The 18,076-nt window shown below is 72.7% G+C and carries 14 protein-coding genes; 10 read left to right on the forward strand and 4 right to left on the reverse strand.

Features of this window, described 5'->3' with window-relative positions; genetic code table 11:
- Complete coding sequence (locus AB0C27_RS42895; protein ID WP_357857353.1) at positions 1 to 768, forward strand: DUF4184 family protein; 768 nt, start codon at positions 1 to 3, stop codon at positions 766 to 768.
- Here the strand turns inward: AB0C27_RS42895 and AB0C27_RS42900 are convergent.
- Positions 707 to 1,402: a helix-turn-helix domain-containing protein gene (locus AB0C27_RS42900; protein ID WP_357857356.1), complete on the reverse strand. Its 696-nt coding sequence runs from the start codon at positions 1,400 to 1,402 to the stop codon at positions 707 to 709. The genes AB0C27_RS42895 and AB0C27_RS42900 overlap by 62 nt on opposite strands.
- Before the next feature lie 156 nt (positions 1,403 to 1,558).
- Here AB0C27_RS42900 and AB0C27_RS42905 point away from each other — a divergent pair, with 156 nt between their 5' ends.
- The 4 genes from AB0C27_RS42905 to AB0C27_RS42920 all read left to right on the forward strand — a co-directional run bounded on the left by AB0C27_RS42905 (position 1,559) and on the right by AB0C27_RS42920 (position 5,211).
- Positions 1,559 to 2,437, forward strand: a complete 879-nt coding sequence (locus tag AB0C27_RS42905) for a hypothetical protein (protein ID WP_357857359.1) — start codon at positions 1,559 to 1,561, stop codon at positions 2,435 to 2,437.
- A 99-nt stretch (positions 2,438 to 2,536) separates the two neighbouring features.
- Positions 2,537 to 3,148, forward strand: a complete 612-nt coding sequence (locus AB0C27_RS42910; RefSeq protein ID WP_357857362.1) for an urea carboxylase-associated family protein — start codon at positions 2,537 to 2,539, stop codon at positions 3,146 to 3,148.
- A 32-nt stretch (positions 3,149 to 3,180) separates the two neighbouring features.
- Positions 3,181 to 4,308, forward strand: a complete 1,128-nt coding sequence (locus tag AB0C27_RS42915) for an NADH:flavin oxidoreductase (protein ID WP_357857365.1) — start codon at positions 3,181 to 3,183, stop codon at positions 4,306 to 4,308.
- A gap of 36 nt (positions 4,309 to 4,344) precedes the next feature.
- The gene (locus AB0C27_RS42920; protein WP_357857368.1) at positions 4,345 to 5,211 is read left to right on the forward strand and encodes a polysaccharide deacetylase; all 867 of its coding nucleotides are present in this window, start codon (positions 4,345 to 4,347) and stop codon (positions 5,209 to 5,211) included.
- Positions 5,212 to 5,290: 79 nt separating this feature from the next.
- Here AB0C27_RS42920 and AB0C27_RS42925 read toward each other — a convergent pair whose 3' ends face one another.
- Positions 5,291 to 6,844, reverse strand: coding sequence for a PucR family transcriptional regulator ligand-binding domain-containing protein (locus AB0C27_RS42925; protein WP_357857371.1), 1,554 nt, complete (start codon positions 6,842 to 6,844; stop codon positions 5,291 to 5,293).
- Positions 6,845 to 6,951: 107 nt separating this feature from the next.
- Between AB0C27_RS42925 and AB0C27_RS42930 the strand changes: the two genes are divergently transcribed.
- Together AB0C27_RS42930 and AB0C27_RS42935 are read left to right on the forward strand one after the other, a co-directional pair.
- Positions 6,952 to 8,412 carry a cytosine permease gene (locus AB0C27_RS42930; protein ID WP_357857374.1) on the forward strand — a complete coding sequence of 487 codons (1,461 nt, stop codon included), beginning with the start codon at positions 6,952 to 6,954 and terminating at the stop codon, positions 8,410 to 8,412.
- Positions 8,409 to 9,419: an asparaginase gene (locus AB0C27_RS42935; protein WP_357857376.1), complete on the forward strand. Its 1,011-nt coding sequence runs from the start codon at positions 8,409 to 8,411 to the stop codon at positions 9,417 to 9,419. Before AB0C27_RS42930 ends, AB0C27_RS42935 begins: the two co-directional genes overlap by 4 nt.
- Positions 9,420 to 9,426: 7 nt before the next feature.
- Here AB0C27_RS42935 and AB0C27_RS42940 read toward each other — a convergent pair whose 3' ends face one another.
- Positions 9,427 to 11,664 (reverse strand): Orn/Lys/Arg decarboxylase N-terminal domain-containing protein, encoded by a 2,238-nt coding sequence (locus AB0C27_RS42940; protein ID WP_357857379.1) that lies wholly within the window; start codon positions 11,662 to 11,664, stop codon positions 9,427 to 9,429.
- 55 nt (positions 11,665 to 11,719) lie between these two features.
- A complete protein-coding gene (locus AB0C27_RS42945) occupies positions 11,720 to 12,715 on the reverse strand; it encodes an acyl-CoA desaturase (protein WP_357857382.1) in 996 nt (331 codons plus the stop codon).
- Positions 12,716 to 12,927: 212 nt separating this feature from the next.
- On the opposite strand from AB0C27_RS42945, the gene AB0C27_RS42950 reads away from it, so the two are divergent.
- The 3 genes from AB0C27_RS42950 to AB0C27_RS42960 are packed head-to-tail and all read left to right on the forward strand — an operon-like array spanning position 12,928 to position 18,067.
- Positions 12,928 to 14,238, forward strand: coding sequence for a cytochrome P450 (locus tag AB0C27_RS42950; RefSeq protein ID WP_357857385.1), 1,311 nt, complete (start codon positions 12,928 to 12,930; stop codon positions 14,236 to 14,238).
- Complete coding sequence (locus tag AB0C27_RS42955; RefSeq protein WP_357857388.1) at positions 14,235 to 15,824, forward strand: peroxidase family protein; 1,590 nt, start codon at positions 14,235 to 14,237, stop codon at positions 15,822 to 15,824. The genes AB0C27_RS42950 and AB0C27_RS42955 overlap by 4 nt, the downstream gene beginning before the upstream one ends.
- Positions 15,821 to 18,067, forward strand: coding sequence for a hypothetical protein (locus tag AB0C27_RS42960; protein WP_357857391.1), 2,247 nt, complete (start codon positions 15,821 to 15,823; stop codon positions 18,065 to 18,067). Before AB0C27_RS42955 ends, AB0C27_RS42960 begins: the two co-directional genes overlap by 4 nt.
- Positions 18,068 to 18,076: the final 9 nt, after the last annotated feature.

Below are 18,076 nucleotides of genomic sequence, written 5' to 3' on the forward strand. Positions count from 1 at the left end.
TTGAGCCATGTCGTCGCGATCCTGCCGGTACGGCGCTGGTTACCGCCGTCGGCGCTGGCCGTCGGGGCCATGGTGCCCGACGCGCCGTACTACCTGCCGCTGCCGTTCTCCTCGGCGAGCACGCACGCCTGGTGGGGAGCGCTGCTGCTGGGCCTGCCCGCGGGCGTGCTGCTGCTGGTGCTGTTCCACCAGGTGCTGCGGGCCCCGCTGGCCGAGCTGGCTCCGGCCGGGCTGCGGGCCCGCCTGCCGGGCGTCGCCCGCCCGGCGCCCGTGGCGGTGGTGGCCGGACTGGTCGCGGGGATGGCCACGCACCTGCTCTGGGACGCCTTCACCCAGGTCGGCGGCCCGGCGGTGATGCACTGGGAGCTGCTGCGGCAGCCGGTGGTCGGCGCGCACCGGGTGTTCAACGTGCTGATGTACGTCAGCTCCGCGGGCGGCCTGCTGATCCTGGCCGGCTGGCTCGCGCACTGGTACCGGCAGACGCCGGTCCGCCCAGCAGCGCCGCCGCGCGTGGCGACGCGGGTGCGTGGTGTGGTGCTGGCGGCGGCAGGCCTGGCCACGGCCGCCGGTGCCGTCATGGGGCTGACCTCCGACCGGGCAGCGGTGAGCGACTACGATCTCGTCCGCAGCACGATCCTGGGCGGCGCCGACGGCGCTGCGGTGGCCCTGGGCGTCTACGTGCTCGCCTGGCACGCCTGGACGGTGTTCAACCACCGGCGCTCGCCGCGGTGGCGCGGCGAGCCGGCAGGACGTCGGCGAACGGGCTGAGCCGCCCCCATCCGGCCAGCTCCCTGACCAGCCACGGCGGCGCGACCACCGTCATGCCCCCGGCCCGCTGCGCCGCCGCCAGGCTGACGGTCCCCGAGTACCAGCGCACCAGCCAGCCGGTGTCCACGGTGACGATGCCGTCGTCGTCGAACCCGGGAGGCTGGGCGCACACCTCGTTCCCGCTCCTGGCCAGCAGCAGCCAGTAACGATCGGGCCGGGACCCGTCGGTGAGGTCGAACCTGACCACGATCCGCCGCCGCGGCAGCGTCGCCGGATCGATCAGCCGCGACAACATCCACAAGGCGAGGTACGGGTCGAGATACTCCGGCGGAACCTCCCGCCACCGGGCGCCCCACACCCCGAGCGCCATGCAGACCTCGATCAGCTCCATCCCGCAGTCGGTCAGGTGATACTCCACCGCCCGGCCCCGCCGCTCGCGCTCGACCACGCCGTCGCGCTCCAGCCGCCGCAGCCGCTGCACCAGCACGCTGCGCGACAGCCCCGGCGCCCCTTCCAGGATCTCGCCGAACCGGTGACATCCGACGAACACGTTCCGCAAGATGATCGGCGTCCACCGCTCGGCGAACACCTCGGCGCCCAGCGCGATGGGGCAGTACTGGCCGTATCCCCGCATGCGGCCACCATGGCCGCGCCGGGCCGCGAGGGGAAGTGCGAATTCCGTACCTGCCAGAGGTTCGGATTCCGGTCGTCGCGGGTCCTGACCTCGGCCTGTCCGCCCACCCGGCCCCGTACCAGGCTGAACGGCGACCACGGAAGAAGGGGATAAATCATGAAATCCGTTCTCGCGCCGGCCCGGTCCGCCTGGCTGGTCGTGCTGCTCACGCTGGCTGCGGCGATGCTCCTGCCCGCGTCCCCGGCCTCAGCCGCGATCCCGGGACTGCAGCGCCTCGTTACCACCAGTCCGTCCAACTCCACCGGCAATCCGAAGGCCGCGTCCGCCACCTGCCCGGCCGGCAAGAACGTGATCGGCCTGGGCGGGTACGTCACCGGCGGCAACGGCCAGGTCGTGCTCACCGAACTCCTCCCCGACGCGATGTCGGCCAAGGTCAGGGCCGTCGCCTACGAGGACGCCTCGGGCTACGACGGCGACTGGTCCGTCACGGCCGTCGCGGTGTGCGCGGACCCACCGCCCGGCCTGCAGCGGGTCTCGACACAGAGCCCCGGGGACTCGGACGCCAAGGAATGGACCGTGACCTGCCCGAATGGTAAGAAGATCCTCGGCCTCGGCGGCCGGCTCAACGGCTTCGAAGGCCGGATCCTCCTGGACGCGCTGCAGCCGTTCGGCGGCGTCAGCGGCCAGCTGCACGCGTCCGAGGACGCGGCCGGCCTGAGCGGGAACTGGTCCGTCACGGCCGTCGCGATGTGCGCCGACCCCCTTCCCGGCCTCGTCACGCCCGCGAACTGGAGTGCCGGCGATTCGTCCGCGCCCAAGTCCGTGGACGCCGTCTGCCCCACCGGCGCGGTGGCGATCAGCGCGGGCGGGCTGATCGCCTCCGGCGTCGGCGAGTACGGCCGGAACAAGGTCATGATCGACCGCCTCGACGTGCCCGCCGCCCTCGACCGCGGCACGGCCGGCGCGACGGAGGCCGAGGCCGGCGCGCCGTTCTCCTGGCACGTGGTCGCGGTCCCGCAATGCGCGAAAGCCTGAGCCGGGTACTGGAGATAGCTCCATCAAGAGCTCCATACGCTGGATGAACATCCATAGTCAGGCGAGGACGGGGGATGGTTCTCTGGGGTCATGAGATCCATGACCACCGAAGGACGCACGGTCGTACCCGCCCGTGAAGGCCGCGCCGTGCGGGTCGCGGCCGGGCAGCGCGTCAGCGTCGTCGATCTGGAGGGCGGCCAGGTCGGCGACGTCTTCGCCTTCGTCCCCGCACCAGAGGGGGCCGGAGCAGCGCCCGAGCACCTGAGCGCCGCGCACACCCGCGGCGCCACGAACCGGCTCTTTCCCGAGGTGGGGCAGCAGTTCGTCACCGACCGCCGCCGCCCCGTCCTCACCCTGGTCGCCGACACGTCTCCCGGCTGGCACGACATGCTGATCCCGGCCTGCGACCCGGCCCGCTACGCCGCTCTGGGAGCGGGCGCGCACGCCTCGTGCGCGGACAACCTGAAGCGGGCCCTGGCCGAAACGGGGCTGTCCGTTCCGTTCACGCCGCAGCCCGTGAACGTGTTCATGCGCATCCCCGTGCAGGACGACGGGCGGTTGCGCTGGCTGCCGTCGGCCAGCCGCCCGGGAGACGCGATCACCTTCCAGGCGGTCACGGACTGCGTGGTCGTGGTGTCCGCCTGCCCGCAGGACCTCGTGGAGATCAACGGCGGCGCGCCGACGTCGCTGGCCATCGACCTGCGGTCCTGACGCCCAGCATCTCTGAGAGGAAGCGAACTTTCATGAACGACATCGTCACCGGCCATCCGGCCCTGCGCCCCGAGCGGATCGGCGGGCTCACGCTGGCCAACCGCCTCGCCGTCTCGCCCATGACCAGGGTCTCGGCGGCGCCCGACGGCACGCCGACGCCCGAGATGGCCGACTACTACGCCGCGTACGCCGAGGGCGGTTTCGGCCTGCTGATCAGCGAGGGCACCTACACCGACACCGTCCACAGCCAGGGCTACCTCAACCAGCCCGGCATCGTCTCCGGCGAGCACGCCGAAGCCTGGCGCGAGATCACCGAACGGGTGCACGCCGCCGGGTCGCGGTTCGTCATGCAGCTCATGCACGCCGGCGCCCTGTCCCAGGGCAACCGCTACCGCGACGACACGGCGGGCCCGTCGGCCGTGCTCCCGCGCGGCGAGAAGATGCCCGAGTACGGTGGCAGCGGAAAGTGGCCGGCGCCCAAGGCGATGACCCCGGCCGACATCGAGACGGCGGTGGACGGCTTCGTGCGGTCGGCGGTGCGCGCCCGGCAGGCGGGGTTCGACGGTGTCGAGGTGCACGGCGCCAACGGCTACCTGGTGGACCAGTTCCTCACCGACTACACCAACCTGCGCGACGACTCCTACGGCGGCCCGGTGTCCGGCCGGGTCCGTCTCGCCGCCGAAGTGGTGGCCGCGATCCGGGCCGAGGTGGGTGCGGATTTCTGCGTCGGCATCCGGCTCTCGCAGACCAAGGTGAACGACTTCACGTACCGCTGGCCGGGCGGCAGCCACGACGCGAAGGTCATCTTCGCGGCACTGGCCGAGGCGGGCGCGAGTTACCTGCACATCGCCAGCGAGGGACGCGACTGGATCGAGACCGCCCGCCTGGACGGCGGCGCCACCATCACCGGCCTGGCCCGCCAGGTGACCGGCCTGCCCGTCATCGCGAACGGCGGCATGCACGACCTCGCCAGGGCGGCCCAGGTGCTCTCCGACGGCCACGCCGACCTGCTGTCCGTGGGACGGGGCGCGCTGGCCAACCCCGACCTGCCGCGCCGCCTGCACCAGGGACGGCCACTGGCGGAGTTCGACCATATGATGCTGCAGCCCATGGCCACCCTGGGCAACGCCGCCCTGTGGCGGCAGGCGGCCAGGATCTGAGCGGCCAGGATCTGAGTGGAAAGGCAGGCGGTCGGTGTGACCACCAACTGGCATCGGGACGCCGCGGCGGTCGCGACGCTCACGTTCGACGTGGACGCCGAGACGCCGGTCCTGGCCCAGGGGCGCCACTACGCCGGGCACGCGAGCACGATGTCGCACCAGGCGTACGGACCCGACGTGGGCCTGCCCCGCATCCTGGGCATCCTGGATGATCTAGGCGTCCCCGCCACGTTCTTCGTGCCCGGCTGGGTGGCAGAGCACCGGCCGGGACTGGCCGCGTCCATCGCCGAACGCGGGCACGAGGTGGCGCACCACTCCTACAGCCACCGGCCGGCCACCTCGATGACCCCGGCCGAGGAACGCGCCGACTTCGAGCGCGGGCTGGCGGTCTTCGTCGCCCAGGGCATCGAGATCGCCGGGCACCGGGCGGCCGGGTGGGAGGCGTCGTGGCAGACCGCGGACCTCGTCGCCGAGCACGGCCTGCGCTACGACTCCTCGCTGATGGGCGACGACCGTCCCTACCGGATCGCGGCGGGTCCCGGTGACATCGTCGAGTTGCCCGTGCACTGGTCGCTCGACGACTGGGAGCAGTACGCCTTCCTGCCGGCGCCGCACGTCGGCTCGGTCATCGAGTCGCCGGCGAAGGTGCTGGAGCTGTGGCGGGCCGAGCTGGACGGGATGCGGCGCTACCGGTGCCTGTTCAACCTGTGCGTGCACCCCTTCCTGTCGGGGCGGCCCGGCCGGGCCGAGGCGCTGCGCCGGTTCATCGAGTACGCGCTCGAATGCGGGGACGTGCGCTTCGCCCGCTGCCGGGAGGTGGCCGAGGCGGCGGCGGTGGACCCGGAGCTGCCCACCCGCCGGCCCCGCCCGCCGCAGGCCGACCCGGACGTCTACCCCGCCTGACCGCCGCCTGAGCGGTTCCCGGCCGGCGGCCGGATGGCCCGGCGGCCGCCGCTTGTGAGGTCTCGTGGCCGGCCGCCGCTCACGCCATGGCGTCGATGGCGAGCGCCAGGAACAGGTCCACCCGATCCTCGGTGCGGTTGACATCCCTGCCGGTCAGCTCGGCCGCCTTGGCCAGCCGGTTGCGCAGTGTGTTGACGTGGATGTGCAGGGCGGCCGCGGTCGTCGCCCACTGCCCGTCGTGGTCGAGGAAGGCGCGTACCGTCCGTTCGAGCTCGCTGCCGCGCCGCGCGTCGTGCCTGCGCAGGGACGCCAGCAGGTCGTGGGAGAACGCCCGTAGCGTGTCCTGGTCGACCAGCCCGAGCAGCAGCCGGTGCGTGCCGAGCTCGGCGAACCCGCGCACGGCCGGCCCGCCGGGGCTGCGCCGCAGCACCCGGCACGCCTCCCTCGACCGCATCAGAGGCCGGCGCAGCTCGGCCGAGTGCGGCGCCAGGCCGCCCAGCCCGGCGACCGCCCGCCGTCCGGGAAACCGCTTGTCCACGGCCTTGACCAGCCGCCCGGCCAGCAGCGACAGCTCGGGCTCCGGCCGGTTCCAGGCCAGCACCGTGACGACGTCCTGAGTGCCGCCCGCCACGACCGCCGGCACCCCCTCGGAGGCGAGGAAGTCGCCGATGACCTGCGCGAGCCCGTGCGGCGTGCTCGTCTCGTCCCCGGCGAGTGCGACGGCGCAGACCGTCAGCGGCCCCGCCGGGTTCACCCCGAACGCCCGCAGCCGCTCGGCCACCTCCGTCGCGCGCCCGCCGGACAGCACCATCTCCAGCAGCTCGCCGGCGAAGCGCATCTCGATGGCCTGGACCGCCTGCTGCTTGGCCACCTCCAGGCTGAGGAACCTGGCGGCCTGCTCCAGCGCCTCGTGCTCGGCGGGGGCCAGGCCGAACAGCGGGCGCAGGCAGACGAGCGCCGCGTCGATGTCGCCCACCGCGCCCACGGGATACAGGGCCGCCAGGCCCGTGCCCAGATCGAGCTCCAGCGCCGGGGGGCGCCGCGACAGCCCCGCGGCCACGGTGCGCAACTGCTCCTCGTCGAGCTGCGCGCCGGTCGTCGCGAGCAGCCGGCCCATCCGGTCGACCACCGCCAAGGGCAGGTCGTGGTCCTTCGTCAGCACGCGCAGCACGCCGGACGCGCCCGCTCCGCGCGAGATCGCCGTGGCCAGCGCGTCGCCGCGGCGCACCATGCCGATGAGGCCGCGCTGGCGCTGGTCGGTGTAGATCGCGGAGGCCGCGTGCGAGATCGCGGTGAACGGCACTGCCGGGGAGATCTCCAGCAGCGGCAGCCCCGCCTCCGCGCACGCAGCGACGAGCTCCTGCGGGGTGCGCGGCATCTCGGCCCGCAGGCCGAACACGATCCCGGCCGCCCTGGCGCGCCGCACGTTCGCCACGAACTCGGCCGCCGTCACCTGACCGAGCCACAGCCCGTTGGTCAGCACGAGCTCCTTCTCCTGGACGTACGCCGAGGGGTCGGGCAGCTCGGTGTTGTGCACCCAGGCCACCGGCGCCTCCAGCGCGCCCGCCGGTCCCGGAACGAGCACGGTGAGTTCGAGCGCCGCGTCGCTCACCAGTGCGTTGAGCGTGAACATGGTGTGAATCTAGACACCTTCTGGCCCGATCGCTAGAGGTTTCTCCACTCTCTACCCCGGCCAGGCGAATGTTTACGTGGTGCCTATCACACGACGAGGAGGCACCCATGTCATCCAGCCCCATCCCTGTCACCGCGGGCCCAGCCGGCATAGAGCCGGAGCCGGAGGCCGTGCCGTTCGACGACCACGGCATCGAGCCGATCCCGGCGGCGGCCCGCGACTCCACCCCCTGGCAGCAGTTCTGGATCTGGACGGGCGCCAACATCGCGCCGATCAACTGGGTGCTCGGCGCACTCGGCATCACCCCGGGCCTCAGCCTGGTGGAGACCATCGTCGTGGTGGCCGCCGGCAACCTCGTCGGGTGCGCGGTGTTCGGCCTGTTCAACCTGATGGGGCACCGTACCGGCGTCAATCAGATGGTGCTCGGGCGCGGCGCCTTCGGCCGCAGGGGCGCGATCGTCCCGGGCGTCGTGCAGGGGCTGCTGACGATGGGCTGGGTCGGGGTCAACACCTGGGTCGTGCTGGACCTGGTGCTCGCGATCCTCGCGCAGCTGGGCGTGCACGGCGGCCTCGGGCTGAAGTATCTGGTGGCCGGGGTCATCATGGCCGTGCAGCTGTTCCTGGCGCTCTACGGCTTCTACGCCATCCGTACGTTCGAAAAGTACACCGTGCCGGCGACCGTGGTACTCATGGCGGTCATGACCGTGCTCGCGGTGGCGCAGACCGACCCCGACTGGACGGCCGCCACCGCGGTGACCTCCGCCGACAAGGTCACCGCCGTCACCCAGCTGCTCACCGCGATCGGCATCGGCTGGGGGATCAGCTGGCTGCCGTACTCCGCCGACTACAGCCGCTTCGTCCGCCCCGGCACGCCCGGCAGGCGGGTGTTCTGGGCCACCGCACTCGGCATGTACGTGCCCACCGTGTGGCTGGCCGCGCTCGGCGCCTACCTCGCCGGCGGAGGCGGCACCGCCGACCCGTCGAGCCTGGTGACCGGCCTGTTCGGCGTCATGGCGGTGCCCGTCCTGCTGCTGATCATGCACGGGCCGGTCGCCACGAACATCCTCAACCTCTACTCCTGCTCGCTGGCCGCCCTGTCCGTCGGCATCAAGGTCGCCCGGTGGAAGCTCACCCTGGGCGCCGGGCTGGTGGCCTCGGGGGTGCTGGCGGTGTTCCTGCGGGCCGACGACTTCGCCCAGGCGTTCGACCACTGGATGGTGTCCATCCTCGTGTGGATCGCCCCGTGGGCGAGCATCGTCCTGGTCGACTTCTTCGTGCTCCGCAAGGGCCGGATCGACCTGCCGTCCCTGTACCGTGACGACGCCTCGCCGTACGGGCCGGTGAACCGCAGCGCGATGATCAGCCTCGGCGTCGGTCTGGTGGCGGCGTGGAGCTGGCAGTTCGGCATGGTGCCCGCGACGCGCGGGCCCATCGCGCGGCTGCTGAACGACACCGACTTCTCCTGGCTCTCGGGCGGCCTGGTGGCCGGCGGGCTCTACTACCTGCTCGTCCGGCGCGCGGCCCGCCGCCTCGCGGCCCGCGCTCCCGAGGATGCGCCGGCCATATGAGCACGTCACGACCCCGCACCAAGGCGGGCGGCCCGCGCGTGCGCGTCATCACCACCGGCGGCACCATCGCCTCCCGGCCCGGCCCGCACGGAACGGTCAGCGTCGCCGTCCCCGGCAGCACTCTCGTTGACCCGACAAATCCGGATATGACGGTCGAGGTGGAGGAGGCGATGCTGGTCCACAGCTTCAACCTCACCCTCGGCCAGATGGTACGCATCGCCGCCCGCGTCCGCGCCGCGGCCCGCGACCCCGAGGTGGACGGGATCGTCGTCACCCACGGCACCGACACCATGGAGGAGACCGCGTACCTGACGGACCTGGTGCTGGGGGCCGGCCCGACGGTGGTGTTCACCGGAGCGCAGCGGCACGCCGGCGAACCCGACGGCGACGGCCCCAGGAACCTCGCCGACGCCCTGGGCGTGGCCGCCTGCGCCGGTCCGGGTCTCGGAGCCGTCGTCGTCATGGCCGGGCAGGTGCACGCGGCCCGGCACGCCACCAAGGTCCACACCCGGTCGCCGGAGGCGTTCGGCAGCCCAGGTCACGGCCCGATCGGCCACGTGCACGGCTCGCACGTGCACGTGGCCGCCCGGCCCGTCCGCCCCGCCGGGTTCGACCTGGACGAACTCGGCACCCTCGACGCCCGGGTGGACATCGTGCCCGCGTACGCCGGAGCGGACGGCGTGCACGTCGCCGCGTCGCGCGCGGCCGGCGCCCGCGGCCTGGTGCTGGAGGCCCTGGGCGCGGGCAACCCGACGCCCGGGCTGCTGCGCGAGCTGCGCGTCTGTCTCGCGGCGGGCGTTCCCGTCCTCGTCACCTCGCGCTGCCGCCAGGGACCGGCCGTGCCCGTCTACGGCTCCGGCGGGGGAGCGACCCTCGCCGAGGCGGGCGCCGTGTTCGCCGGCTCGCTCACCGCACCCAAGGCCCGCCTCCTGCTCGCCGCCGCCTTCACCGCCTGCCCCGATCCGGCCGAGGCCCTGAACCGCATCCGCCCGCACCTCACTTGGTGAACCCGTTTCAACCGGCCTCGACCTCGATGTGATAGCGGCCCTCGCCGTCGCGGTGCGCGCCGTGAATGTCGGTGGCGAGGTCGGGGAAGCAGCGGTCGAACTCCTCCAACGCCCGCAGGTACGTGATCAGCGGCCCGTCGGCGGGCCCGGCCGCCTCGCCGGGCATCAGCATGGGGATGCCCGGCGGTGTGACGACGACGATGGCGGCGCACACGCTGCCGGCCAGGCGGTCGAGCGGCACGCGCTCCGTACGCGAGCGGATCAGCGCCTGATAGCTCTCGGCCGGGGTGCGCACCGGCTCCGGCAGGTCGGTGAAGATCGCGTTGACCAGCTCGCCGAGCCCGAGCGCGCGCAGCCGCTCGTGCACGTCGGTGCAGAAGCGGCGCAGCGTGGTCGCCGGCGGGCCGAAGCCCGGCAGCACCTCGGCCAGCGGCAGGTCGTCGTCGTAGGCGCGCTTGAAGTCGGTGAGCGCATCGATCAGCGTGCCCCACTTGCCCTTCGTGATGCCCATGGAGAAGAGCACCAGCAGCGTGTGGTCGCCGGTCTTCTCCACCACGATGCCGCGCCGCCGCAAGTAGGCGGCGACGATCCGGGCGGGGATGCCCCAGCCGAGTGTGCCCGCCACCGCGTCGGCCCCCGGGCAGACGATGGTCACCTTCACGGGGTCGAGCAGGCAGTAGCCGTCGCTCAGCCCTTCGAAGCCGTGCCAGGCGGCGCCGGGCTCCAGCACCCAGCAGGCCGGATCCGTGGCCAGCCGGACCGGGTCGGCCTCGGCGAACGGCACCGCCCGGCCGGTGACGGGGTCGGTGACGTGCGAGGGCTGCCAGACGCCGAAGTACCAGTCGGGCCGCCGCCCGTCCTCCCTGATGCGCCCGGCCAGCCGCACCATGGCCTGGCGGAAGCGCACCGCCTCCGTGACGGCCTCGCCCACCAGGTACGGCCCCGACGGCCCGTCCATCATGCCCGCCGCCACGTCCAGGGAGGCGATCATCGGGTAGAGCGGCGAGGTGGAGCAGTGCATTAGGTACGTAGCGTTGAGCCGCTCGTAGTCCACCGGCGCCCGCTCGGCCGGCCTGACGTGCAGCATCGCCGACTGCGACAGCGCCGCCAGCAGCTTGTGCGTGGACTGGGTGGCGAACACCGTGGGACGGCCCGGCCCCGGCAGCGTCTCCTCGTCCACGGCCATGCCGTAGCGGCGGGCGTACAGCGGGTGGAACCGGGCGTAGGCGAACCACGCCTCGTCGAAGTGCACCCGGGGAACGCTCTCGCCGAGCAGCTCCGCGACCCGTACGGCGTCGTAGCAGAGCCCGTCGTAGGTGGAGTTGGTGATCACGGCGTAGACCGGGTCGGTCCCGGAGAGGGGATGGCGGGCCAGCCGGGCACGCAGCCTGGCCGGATCGAGCGCCGCAGGTTGGATGGGACCGGCCAGGCCCAGGCCGTTGCGCTCGGGCACCAGGTAGAGCGGGCGGGCGCCGCTGATCGTCATCGCGTGCTGGAGCGACTTGTGGCAGTTGCGGTCGACCAGGGCGGTCTCGTCGCGGGCGACCGCGTGATGGCCGACGACGCGGTTGGCGGTGGCGTTGCCGTTCATCACGAAGAAGGTGCGGTCGGCGCCGAACACGCGGGCGGCGTTGCGTTCGGCCTCCCCGACCGGGCCGGTGTGCTCCAGCGGCGAGCCGAGCTCGGGGACGGAGATGGACAGATCGGTACGTAGCAGGCGCTCGCCGTAGAAGTCGAAGAACGCCCGCCCGACGGGGGACTTCAGGAACGCGACCCCGCCCGCGTGCGCAGGGGTGTGCCAGGAGTACTGGTGGTGGTCCTGGAGGTCGCGCAGCGCGCGGAAGAACGGCGGCAGGATGCGGTCGGCGTACTCCTCGGTGGCGTGCACGATGCGCCCGGCGATGAAGTCGGGCGTGTCCTCCAGCGGGAAGACGAAGCCCTGGATGACCTCGTACACCCACAGGGGGAGCTCCTGCTCGGCGGTCATGAGGAAGACCGGCAGGCCGCGGAAGCGCCGCAGGACCGCCTCCAGGCTCCGCTCGGCGCCCGGCGCGTCCCAGTCGGCCAGCATCCCGGCGAGCGAGGCGTCCGAGCCGATCACCGCCAGCGCGTCCTGGACCCGGTAGGTCCAGCGCAGCTGCACGCCGAGCCGGCCCATCGCCGCGCCGACGCGGCGGACCTGCTCGGCGAGCGCCGTGTCGGCGTCGGGACGCTCCGCGATCGCGGCGAGAACCGTTCGTTCCATGCGAGCTCCATGGCCGGGGGGACGATGAGATTTGAGGCGGGGGACCGCGACGGTTTCAGGACGGAGGGCCCGCGCCTCGGTCGGCGACCCGGCCTTGCGCAGGATCAGTGGTCCGGGCGGCCAGGCGGCCGGTCAGGCGGTCGGCGCGGGGCCAGCGCACGTCGTGGGCCCAGCCCGCCCGCTCGAACCAGCGGATCAGCCGCGCGCTCGGGTCGAGCTGGCCCTTGAGCACGCCGTGGCGGGCGCACGCGGGCTCCACGTGGTGCCAGTTGTGCCAGCCCTCGCCGAGCGTCAGCATCGCCACCCACCGCACGTTGGACGAGCGGTCCCTGGTACGGAACGGGCGCTCGCCGAAGGTGTGGGCGATCGAGTTCACCGACCAGGTGACGTGGTGCACCACGGCGTACCGCACCAGACCGCCCCACACGAACGCGCTCCACGCGCCCGCCCACGACATCGACCACAGCCCGCCCGCGGCGGCGGGCAGCGCGAACGACAGCAGCACGACCAGCGGATAGGCGGCGTCGAAGCGCCGCACGTCGGGGTCGGCCAGCAGGTCGGGCACCCAGTGCGCGCGGCTGGAGCGGCGGCGGGCCGTGTAGAACCAGCCGATGTGCGCGTGCAGCATGCCGCGCAGCAGCGCCAGGCCGCTGTCGCCGTAACGCCACGGCGAGTGCGGGTCGCCCTCGCGGTCGGCGTACTTGTGGTGGCGGCGGTGCTCGGCGGCCCACAGCGTCACCGAGCCCTCCACGGCCATCCCGCCGGCCAGCATGAGCGCCAGCCGCAGCGGCCGGTTCGCCTTGAACGCGCGGTGGGTGAACAGCCGGTGGTAGCCGATGGCGATCCCGAAGATGCTCACCAGGTACATCACGACCGCGATGACCAGGTCACGCGGGCCCACGCCCCAGCCCCAGGCGGCCGGGATCGCGAGCACCGGCAGCAGCACGGGCAGCACGATCAGGACGACCAGGTAGGCCGCGCGGCGGCCGGTGGTGACCGGCACCGTCTCCGCCCCGCCCGCCTCCGCCCGGCCCGGCATGGGTGACGTCACGTTCCCCCCACGGGTGCGACAAGAGATGAGGCCCCTATTGAAGGGGCAGCCCCCCGGAGCACGGCAATGTCCCGGCAGTGACGGATCAGTTACTCTCGGGAGGCAAAACAATGCGCGCCGTAGCCATGAAGGAAAGCCGGGCGCCCTCCTTAGATTGTGAATGCACAGTGTGATCATGTCTGTTCGTTCCGGTATCGGTGGAGGTCTGCGCAATGGGTGCTGTCGAACAGACGACCACGGGCGGCTACCTGGAGGCGTACGAGCAGGCTCTGGCCCATGACCCGATGGCGGCGTTCGGGCTGGTCAGGGAGTGGATGCGGACCGACTGGCGCAACCTGTTCGCCGAGCTGCGCGAGCGGCGGCCCGTCTTCGTCACCCCCGCCTTCACGGTCGTGACCCGCTTCGCCGACGTCACCGAGGTGCTCGGCCACGAGGAGGTCTTCTCGGTGCGCGCGTTCGGCCCACGCCTCGACGCCGCCCTCGGCGCGCCGTTCATGCTGGGCCGGGACGCCACGCCGATGAACTGGCGGGAGAAGGGCCTGATGCAGGCCATCCTCGACCCGGGCGACGCGGCCCGCGTGCGCGAGCTGACCGGCCACCTCGCCGACGACCTCCTCGACGCGGCCCTCCCAGGCAGGGATCCGGACGGGGGCGTGGAGGCGGTCGGCGCGTTGTTCCGTCCCGTCGCCCTCGGCGTGTGCGCACGCTACTTCGGCGTCCCCGGCCCGGACCCGGCCACCCTGTCACGATGGACGCGCGCCATCGTCGCCGACGGCTTCGCCAACTTCCTCGGCGACCCGGCGATGCGGGCCGCGTCCGAGCAGGCGGGCGCCGAACTGATCGCCTACCTGCGCGACCGCCTCGCCCGGCACCGGGCCGACCTGGAGGCCGGACGCGACCTGGCCGACGACGTCTTCACCCGCCTGGTCCGCTCGTCCCTGCCCGCCGGCCTGACCGACGAACGCGTCGTGACCAACATGGCGGGCATGCCGCTGGGCTTCGTGGAGAGCGCGCCGGGGGCCATGGTGGAAGCGGTCGAACAGCTCCTGCTGCGCCCCGACGTGCTCGCGCGGGCCGTGGCCGCCGCCCCCGACCCCGAACGGTTCGACCCGTACGTGTGGGAGGCGCTGCGGTTCAGCCCGTTCTTCAAGCTGATTCCCCGGATCTGCGAGCGCGATCACGTCCTGGCCGCCGGCACCCCGCGCAGCACGATGATCCCTGCGGGCACGTTCGTGCTCGCGGCGCCGGCCTCGGCGATGTTCGACGCGGACGTGGTGCCGCGGCCCGAGGAGTTCCGCCTCGGCCGTCCCCGCCACCACCGGCTGTTCTTCGGCTCGGGCCACCACGCGTGCCTCGGCGTGCACGTGGCCGGCCCCGTGATCGCCGAGACCGTACGCCGCCTGCTGCTGCGCCCCGGCGTACGCCTGCTGCCGCCACCGCGAGGCCGGGTCGAGCGTTCCCTGGGCATCTTCCCCGACTCGTTCGTCCTCGGAACCGGCGTCGAAACGGGGGAGGACCGATGACGCTGGAAGATCCGGCAAGCGCGCGCGGCATCTCCACGGACGGCCTGGCGAACCGGCTCAGATTCCTCGCCCTGACCAACGGCCGGCCGTTCTGGGACCTGGTGCAGAAGTGCCCGCCGGTACGCCGCCGGCTCAACGCCACGCTGATCGACCACGCGGTCCGCGAGATGCCGCCGCGACCGGAGCCGCTGAGCACGATGGCCGACTACACCTCATGGGCCTCGCTCACCGACCGCACCTACAGCGGCAGACACCTGCCGCCGGTAAACGCCGACGAGGATCGCCTGCCCGCCCCCGAGGTCGCGGCCGGCCTGTTCGCCCGCGGCGAGTCCATGATCCCGTGCCGGCGCTCCACGGTGCTGTTCGCGTACTTCGCCCAATGGTTCACCGACGGGTTCCTGCGCAGCGACGCCAACGTGCCGCGCGACCCGCGCAAGAACAGCTCCAACCACCACATCGACCTGAACCAGGTGTACGGACTCAACGCGGCGGCCACCACCGCGCTGCGCACGCTGGAAGGCGGGCTGCTCAAGAGCCAGCTCATCGACGGCGGCGAGTTCCCGCCCTACCTGTGCGAACACGGCAAGATCAAACCGGAGTTCGCCCCGCTGAGCGTCATCCAGTTCGACGAACTCACCGACGCCCAACGCGACACCCTGTTCGCCACCGGCAGCGACCGGGGCAACATCCAGATCGGCTTCACCATGCTCACGGTGCTGTTCCTGCGCGAGCACAACCGGGTCGCCCGGCTGCTGGCCCGGCGCCATCCGCGCTGGGACGACGAACGGCTTTTCCAGACGGCCCGCAACGTCCTCATCGTGCTGCTGATCAAACTGGTCGTCGAGGAGTACATCAACCACATCACCCCCTACCACTTCCGCTTCACCCTGGACCCCCGGCTGTCGGCGGCGCTGGCCCGCGCGCCGTGGCACCGCGAGAACTGGGCGTCGGTGGAGTTCAACCTCGTCTACCGCTGGCACAGCCTGATCCCGTCGCGGCTGTCGGTGGGCGGGCGCGAGCTGCCGATGGCCGAGACCCTGCTGGCCGGGCCGCTGATCCCGCCGGCCGGCCTGGCCCGCCTCTTCGAGGACGCCTCCGCCCAGCGGGCCGGGCGCATCGGCCTGTTCAACACCGACCCCGTCCTGCACCCGATCGAGACGGCCAGCATCGCCGAGTCCAGGGCGCTCGGGCTGGCCCCGTACAACAGCTACCGCCGGCACTGCCGCTTCCCGGCGGTGCGCCGCTTCGAGCACATCACCGGTGATCGGCGGGTCAGTGGTGCGTTGCGGGAGCTTTATCGCGACGTGGACGACATCGACCTGTACGTCGGCCTCTTCGCCGAGGAACCCGGGTCACCCGACGCCATCCTGCCCCCGCTCCTCACCAAGATCATTGCCATCGACGCCTTCTCCCAGGCCCTCACCAACCCGCTCCTGGCCCCGCGCGTCTTCAACGCCGCCACCTTCTCCCCGTACGGCATCCGCGTCATCGCCGCCACCCGCAGCCTCGCCGACGTGGTCCGCCGCAACACCCCGGAGGACCCGGCCCCACGCTTCGTCAGCATGTCCCAGCAGCCACGCCCATGAACAGCGGCGACGAAGCACCGTGTTCCGCCACGAATGACGGCGGTGACCCGGCGGGGTCGTTGCGCGCCGCCTCGCGCGAGCTCGTGGACATCGCGATCGACATCCAGGACGCGGCGGCGCACACCACCGCCGCCCTCACCGACGTCGCGCTGCTCCGCGCCCTGCCGCACGTCCCCACTGCGGGCCGCTCCGCCTACCGGGCGCTGCTGCGGGCTGCCACGCACAGGCAGGGCCTCGGATACGCCCTCACCAGCACCCGCACCACCACGCCGCCTACCGGAGCCGCGCCGGTCACCGCCCCGACCGGCGGCACCATGCTCATCACTTTGGTCGCCAAGGTCGGGGGGATGTTAGGGGCCGAGAGCCTGGCCGTTCGAGTGCTGGCCACCTCGTTGCGGCTGCGGGTGGCCGCCGTGGCCATCGATCACCCAGAACTGGCCGAGGACCCCTTGGCGGCCCGGCTCATCGAGGCCGCCGCATCGGATCGGGACCTGGAGGCCGTACGTGCGCTGCGTGCCCTGCTCAAAGACCGCGGTGCGGTGCGGGCGCTCAGTCTCCTGGCCCCCGTCTTCGGCGAGGTGCTCGCGCTGCGGGCGTTGCTGGACGAGAACCCGCTCAACGACGCCACCGCCTGGCTGATCGCCACCGGGAGAGGCTTCGCCACCGCCGACCCCGTCATGGGCCTGAGCAACAGGGCCGTCGCCCTCCTCGACCTCGGCGAAGGAGCCGCCCGCCGGACCGAGCTGACCCCGGACGAGTCGGCCCGGCTGAGCACGCGGGGGTCGCTGCTGGGCGTTCTGGGCAACATCGCCACGATCGGCACCACCGGGCGGGCCCTCATCCAGAGCGTCGAAGGCCCTGACGGAGTGATCCGCCACCTCCTCCAGGCGCCCGGCATGCGGGTGGGACGCCCCGACGGGCGTTCGCCCCAGGACCTGCTCGGCGCGTTCAGCAGCGCCGTCCTGGATAGCAGCCCCTACAGCCGCGCCCTGGCCGAAGCGGTCGCCGACTACGGGCTGCCCCCGGACGCCGAGCTCGCGCTCGTCGGGCACAGCGCGGGCGGGGCGGCGATCATGAACCTTGCACAGGACCCCGGCTTCTGCGCCCGCCACCGCGTCACCCACGCCATCGCCGTCGGCTCGCCGGTCGACTTCAAACGGCCCGCAGACCCGGGGACCTGGGTGGCCAGCGTCACCAACCAGCACGACCTCATCCCCACCCTCGACGGCCAGGGCGCCGGCACCTGCTTCGACCTGCACCCCGGCTGGTACGTCGTCGACTACACCGATTCCACCCACCTGTTCCCGCTCTGCCACGGCATCGAGCACTACCTGGCCAACCTCGCCGACGACCTGCCCGAGGAACGCGAGCACATCGACGAACGGCTGAAGCCCTTCCACGGGCCGGTCGTGCGCTCCCAGGCGTACCTGCTGTTCGACCGGCCACCGGACCCAGGGGAGTTCCCCTTCCTGACCGTGCCCACGCACCCGGTCGAGATCTCGGGCACCCCCGCTGACCTGCCGATCCGGTGCCGGGACGGCTCCGCCCTCACCGCGTACTTCGCCGCCCGCCCGGCGGTGGCGGTGCGGCTGCTGGAGGGCACCGGTCTCGTTCCCGTGCTGGTGGCGGGACGGGCTCTGGCCGGCGTGCACGCCGCCTGGAACCGGCACAGCAGCGTGGGCGGCCACCGCGAGGTGCAGATCGGCATCGCGGTCCACGGCCCAGGCCACCGCCACCCCCTGCGCCGGCCCGTCTGGCCGGGCTGGGGAGGCTTGCTCCGTAGGGCGGAGCTGCGCCGGTCCGGCGATTTCCTGCTCGGCTCGGCGGTCGACACTCCGATGGTGCGTGAGCTCGGTCCCCGGCTGTGGGGCGGTGAGACGTACCTGACGACCCTGGACGTGCGGCGCGGTGGCGGGCCAAGTGTTCGGTCGGTGCTGGTCGTCGCCGACGGGATCCTCACGCTGGAGGGGAGGCTGGGTGCCGGACTGCCCTTGTCCGATCCCGGCCTGGTGGGTTACGCGGGAGAAGCCGGTGCTCTGCTGCGTTCGTCCGTACGGGCGTGGGGGATCGCCCGGCTGCACCCCGCGCCATCGTTGCGGCTGACCGTCGAACCCTGCTCTGCCCATCCGCTGGCCCGGCGGCTGCGCGAGCTGGGGGTCGACGGCGCCCGCCCGCTGCTGTGCCTGTCGGCCGCCACTCGCCAGACGATCCGGGATGCCGCTGTTCCCGTGCCGACCGCCTGAGAGGACGCC

It is taken from the genome of Nonomuraea sp. NPDC048882, from assembly GCF_040649755.1.
Lineage (GTDB): Bacteria > Actinomycetota > Actinomycetes > Streptosporangiales > Streptosporangiaceae > Nonomuraea > Nonomuraea maheshkhaliensis.

Bases quoted from the DNA above. Each gene is read 5' to 3' on its own strand.
- AB0C27_RS42900 (WP_357857356.1), bottom strand. From the start codon at position 1,402: ATGCGGGGATACGGCCAGTACTGCCCCATCGCGCTGGGCGCCGAGGTG.
- AB0C27_RS42905 (WP_357857359.1), top strand. From the start codon at position 1,559: ATGAAATCCGTTCTCGCGCCGGCCCGGTCCGCCTGGCTGGTCGTGCTG.
- AB0C27_RS42910 (WP_357857362.1), top strand. From the start codon at position 2,537: ATGACCACCGAAGGACGCACGGTCGTACCCGCCCGTGAAGGCCGCGCC.
- AB0C27_RS42915 (WP_357857365.1), top strand. From the start codon at position 3,181: ATGAACGACATCGTCACCGGCCATCCGGCCCTGCGCCCCGAGCGGATC.
- AB0C27_RS42925 (WP_357857371.1), bottom strand. From the start codon at position 6,844: ATGTTCACGCTCAACGCACTGGTGAGCGACGCGGCGCTCGAACTCACC.
- AB0C27_RS42930 (WP_357857374.1), top strand. From the start codon at position 6,952: ATGTCATCCAGCCCCATCCCTGTCACCGCGGGCCCAGCCGGCATAGAG.
- AB0C27_RS42935 (WP_357857376.1), top strand. From the start codon at position 8,409: ATGAGCACGTCACGACCCCGCACCAAGGCGGGCGGCCCGCGCGTGCGC.
- AB0C27_RS42940 (WP_357857379.1), bottom strand. From the start codon at position 11,664: ATGGAACGAACGGTTCTCGCCGCGATCGCGGAGCGTCCCGACGCCGAC.
- AB0C27_RS42950 (WP_357857385.1), top strand. From the start codon at position 12,928: ATGGGTGCTGTCGAACAGACGACCACGGGCGGCTACCTGGAGGCGTAC.
- AB0C27_RS42955 (WP_357857388.1), top strand. From the start codon at position 14,235: ATGACGCTGGAAGATCCGGCAAGCGCGCGCGGCATCTCCACGGACGGC.
- AB0C27_RS42960 (WP_357857391.1), top strand. From the start codon at position 15,821: ATGAACAGCGGCGACGAAGCACCGTGTTCCGCCACGAATGACGGCGGT.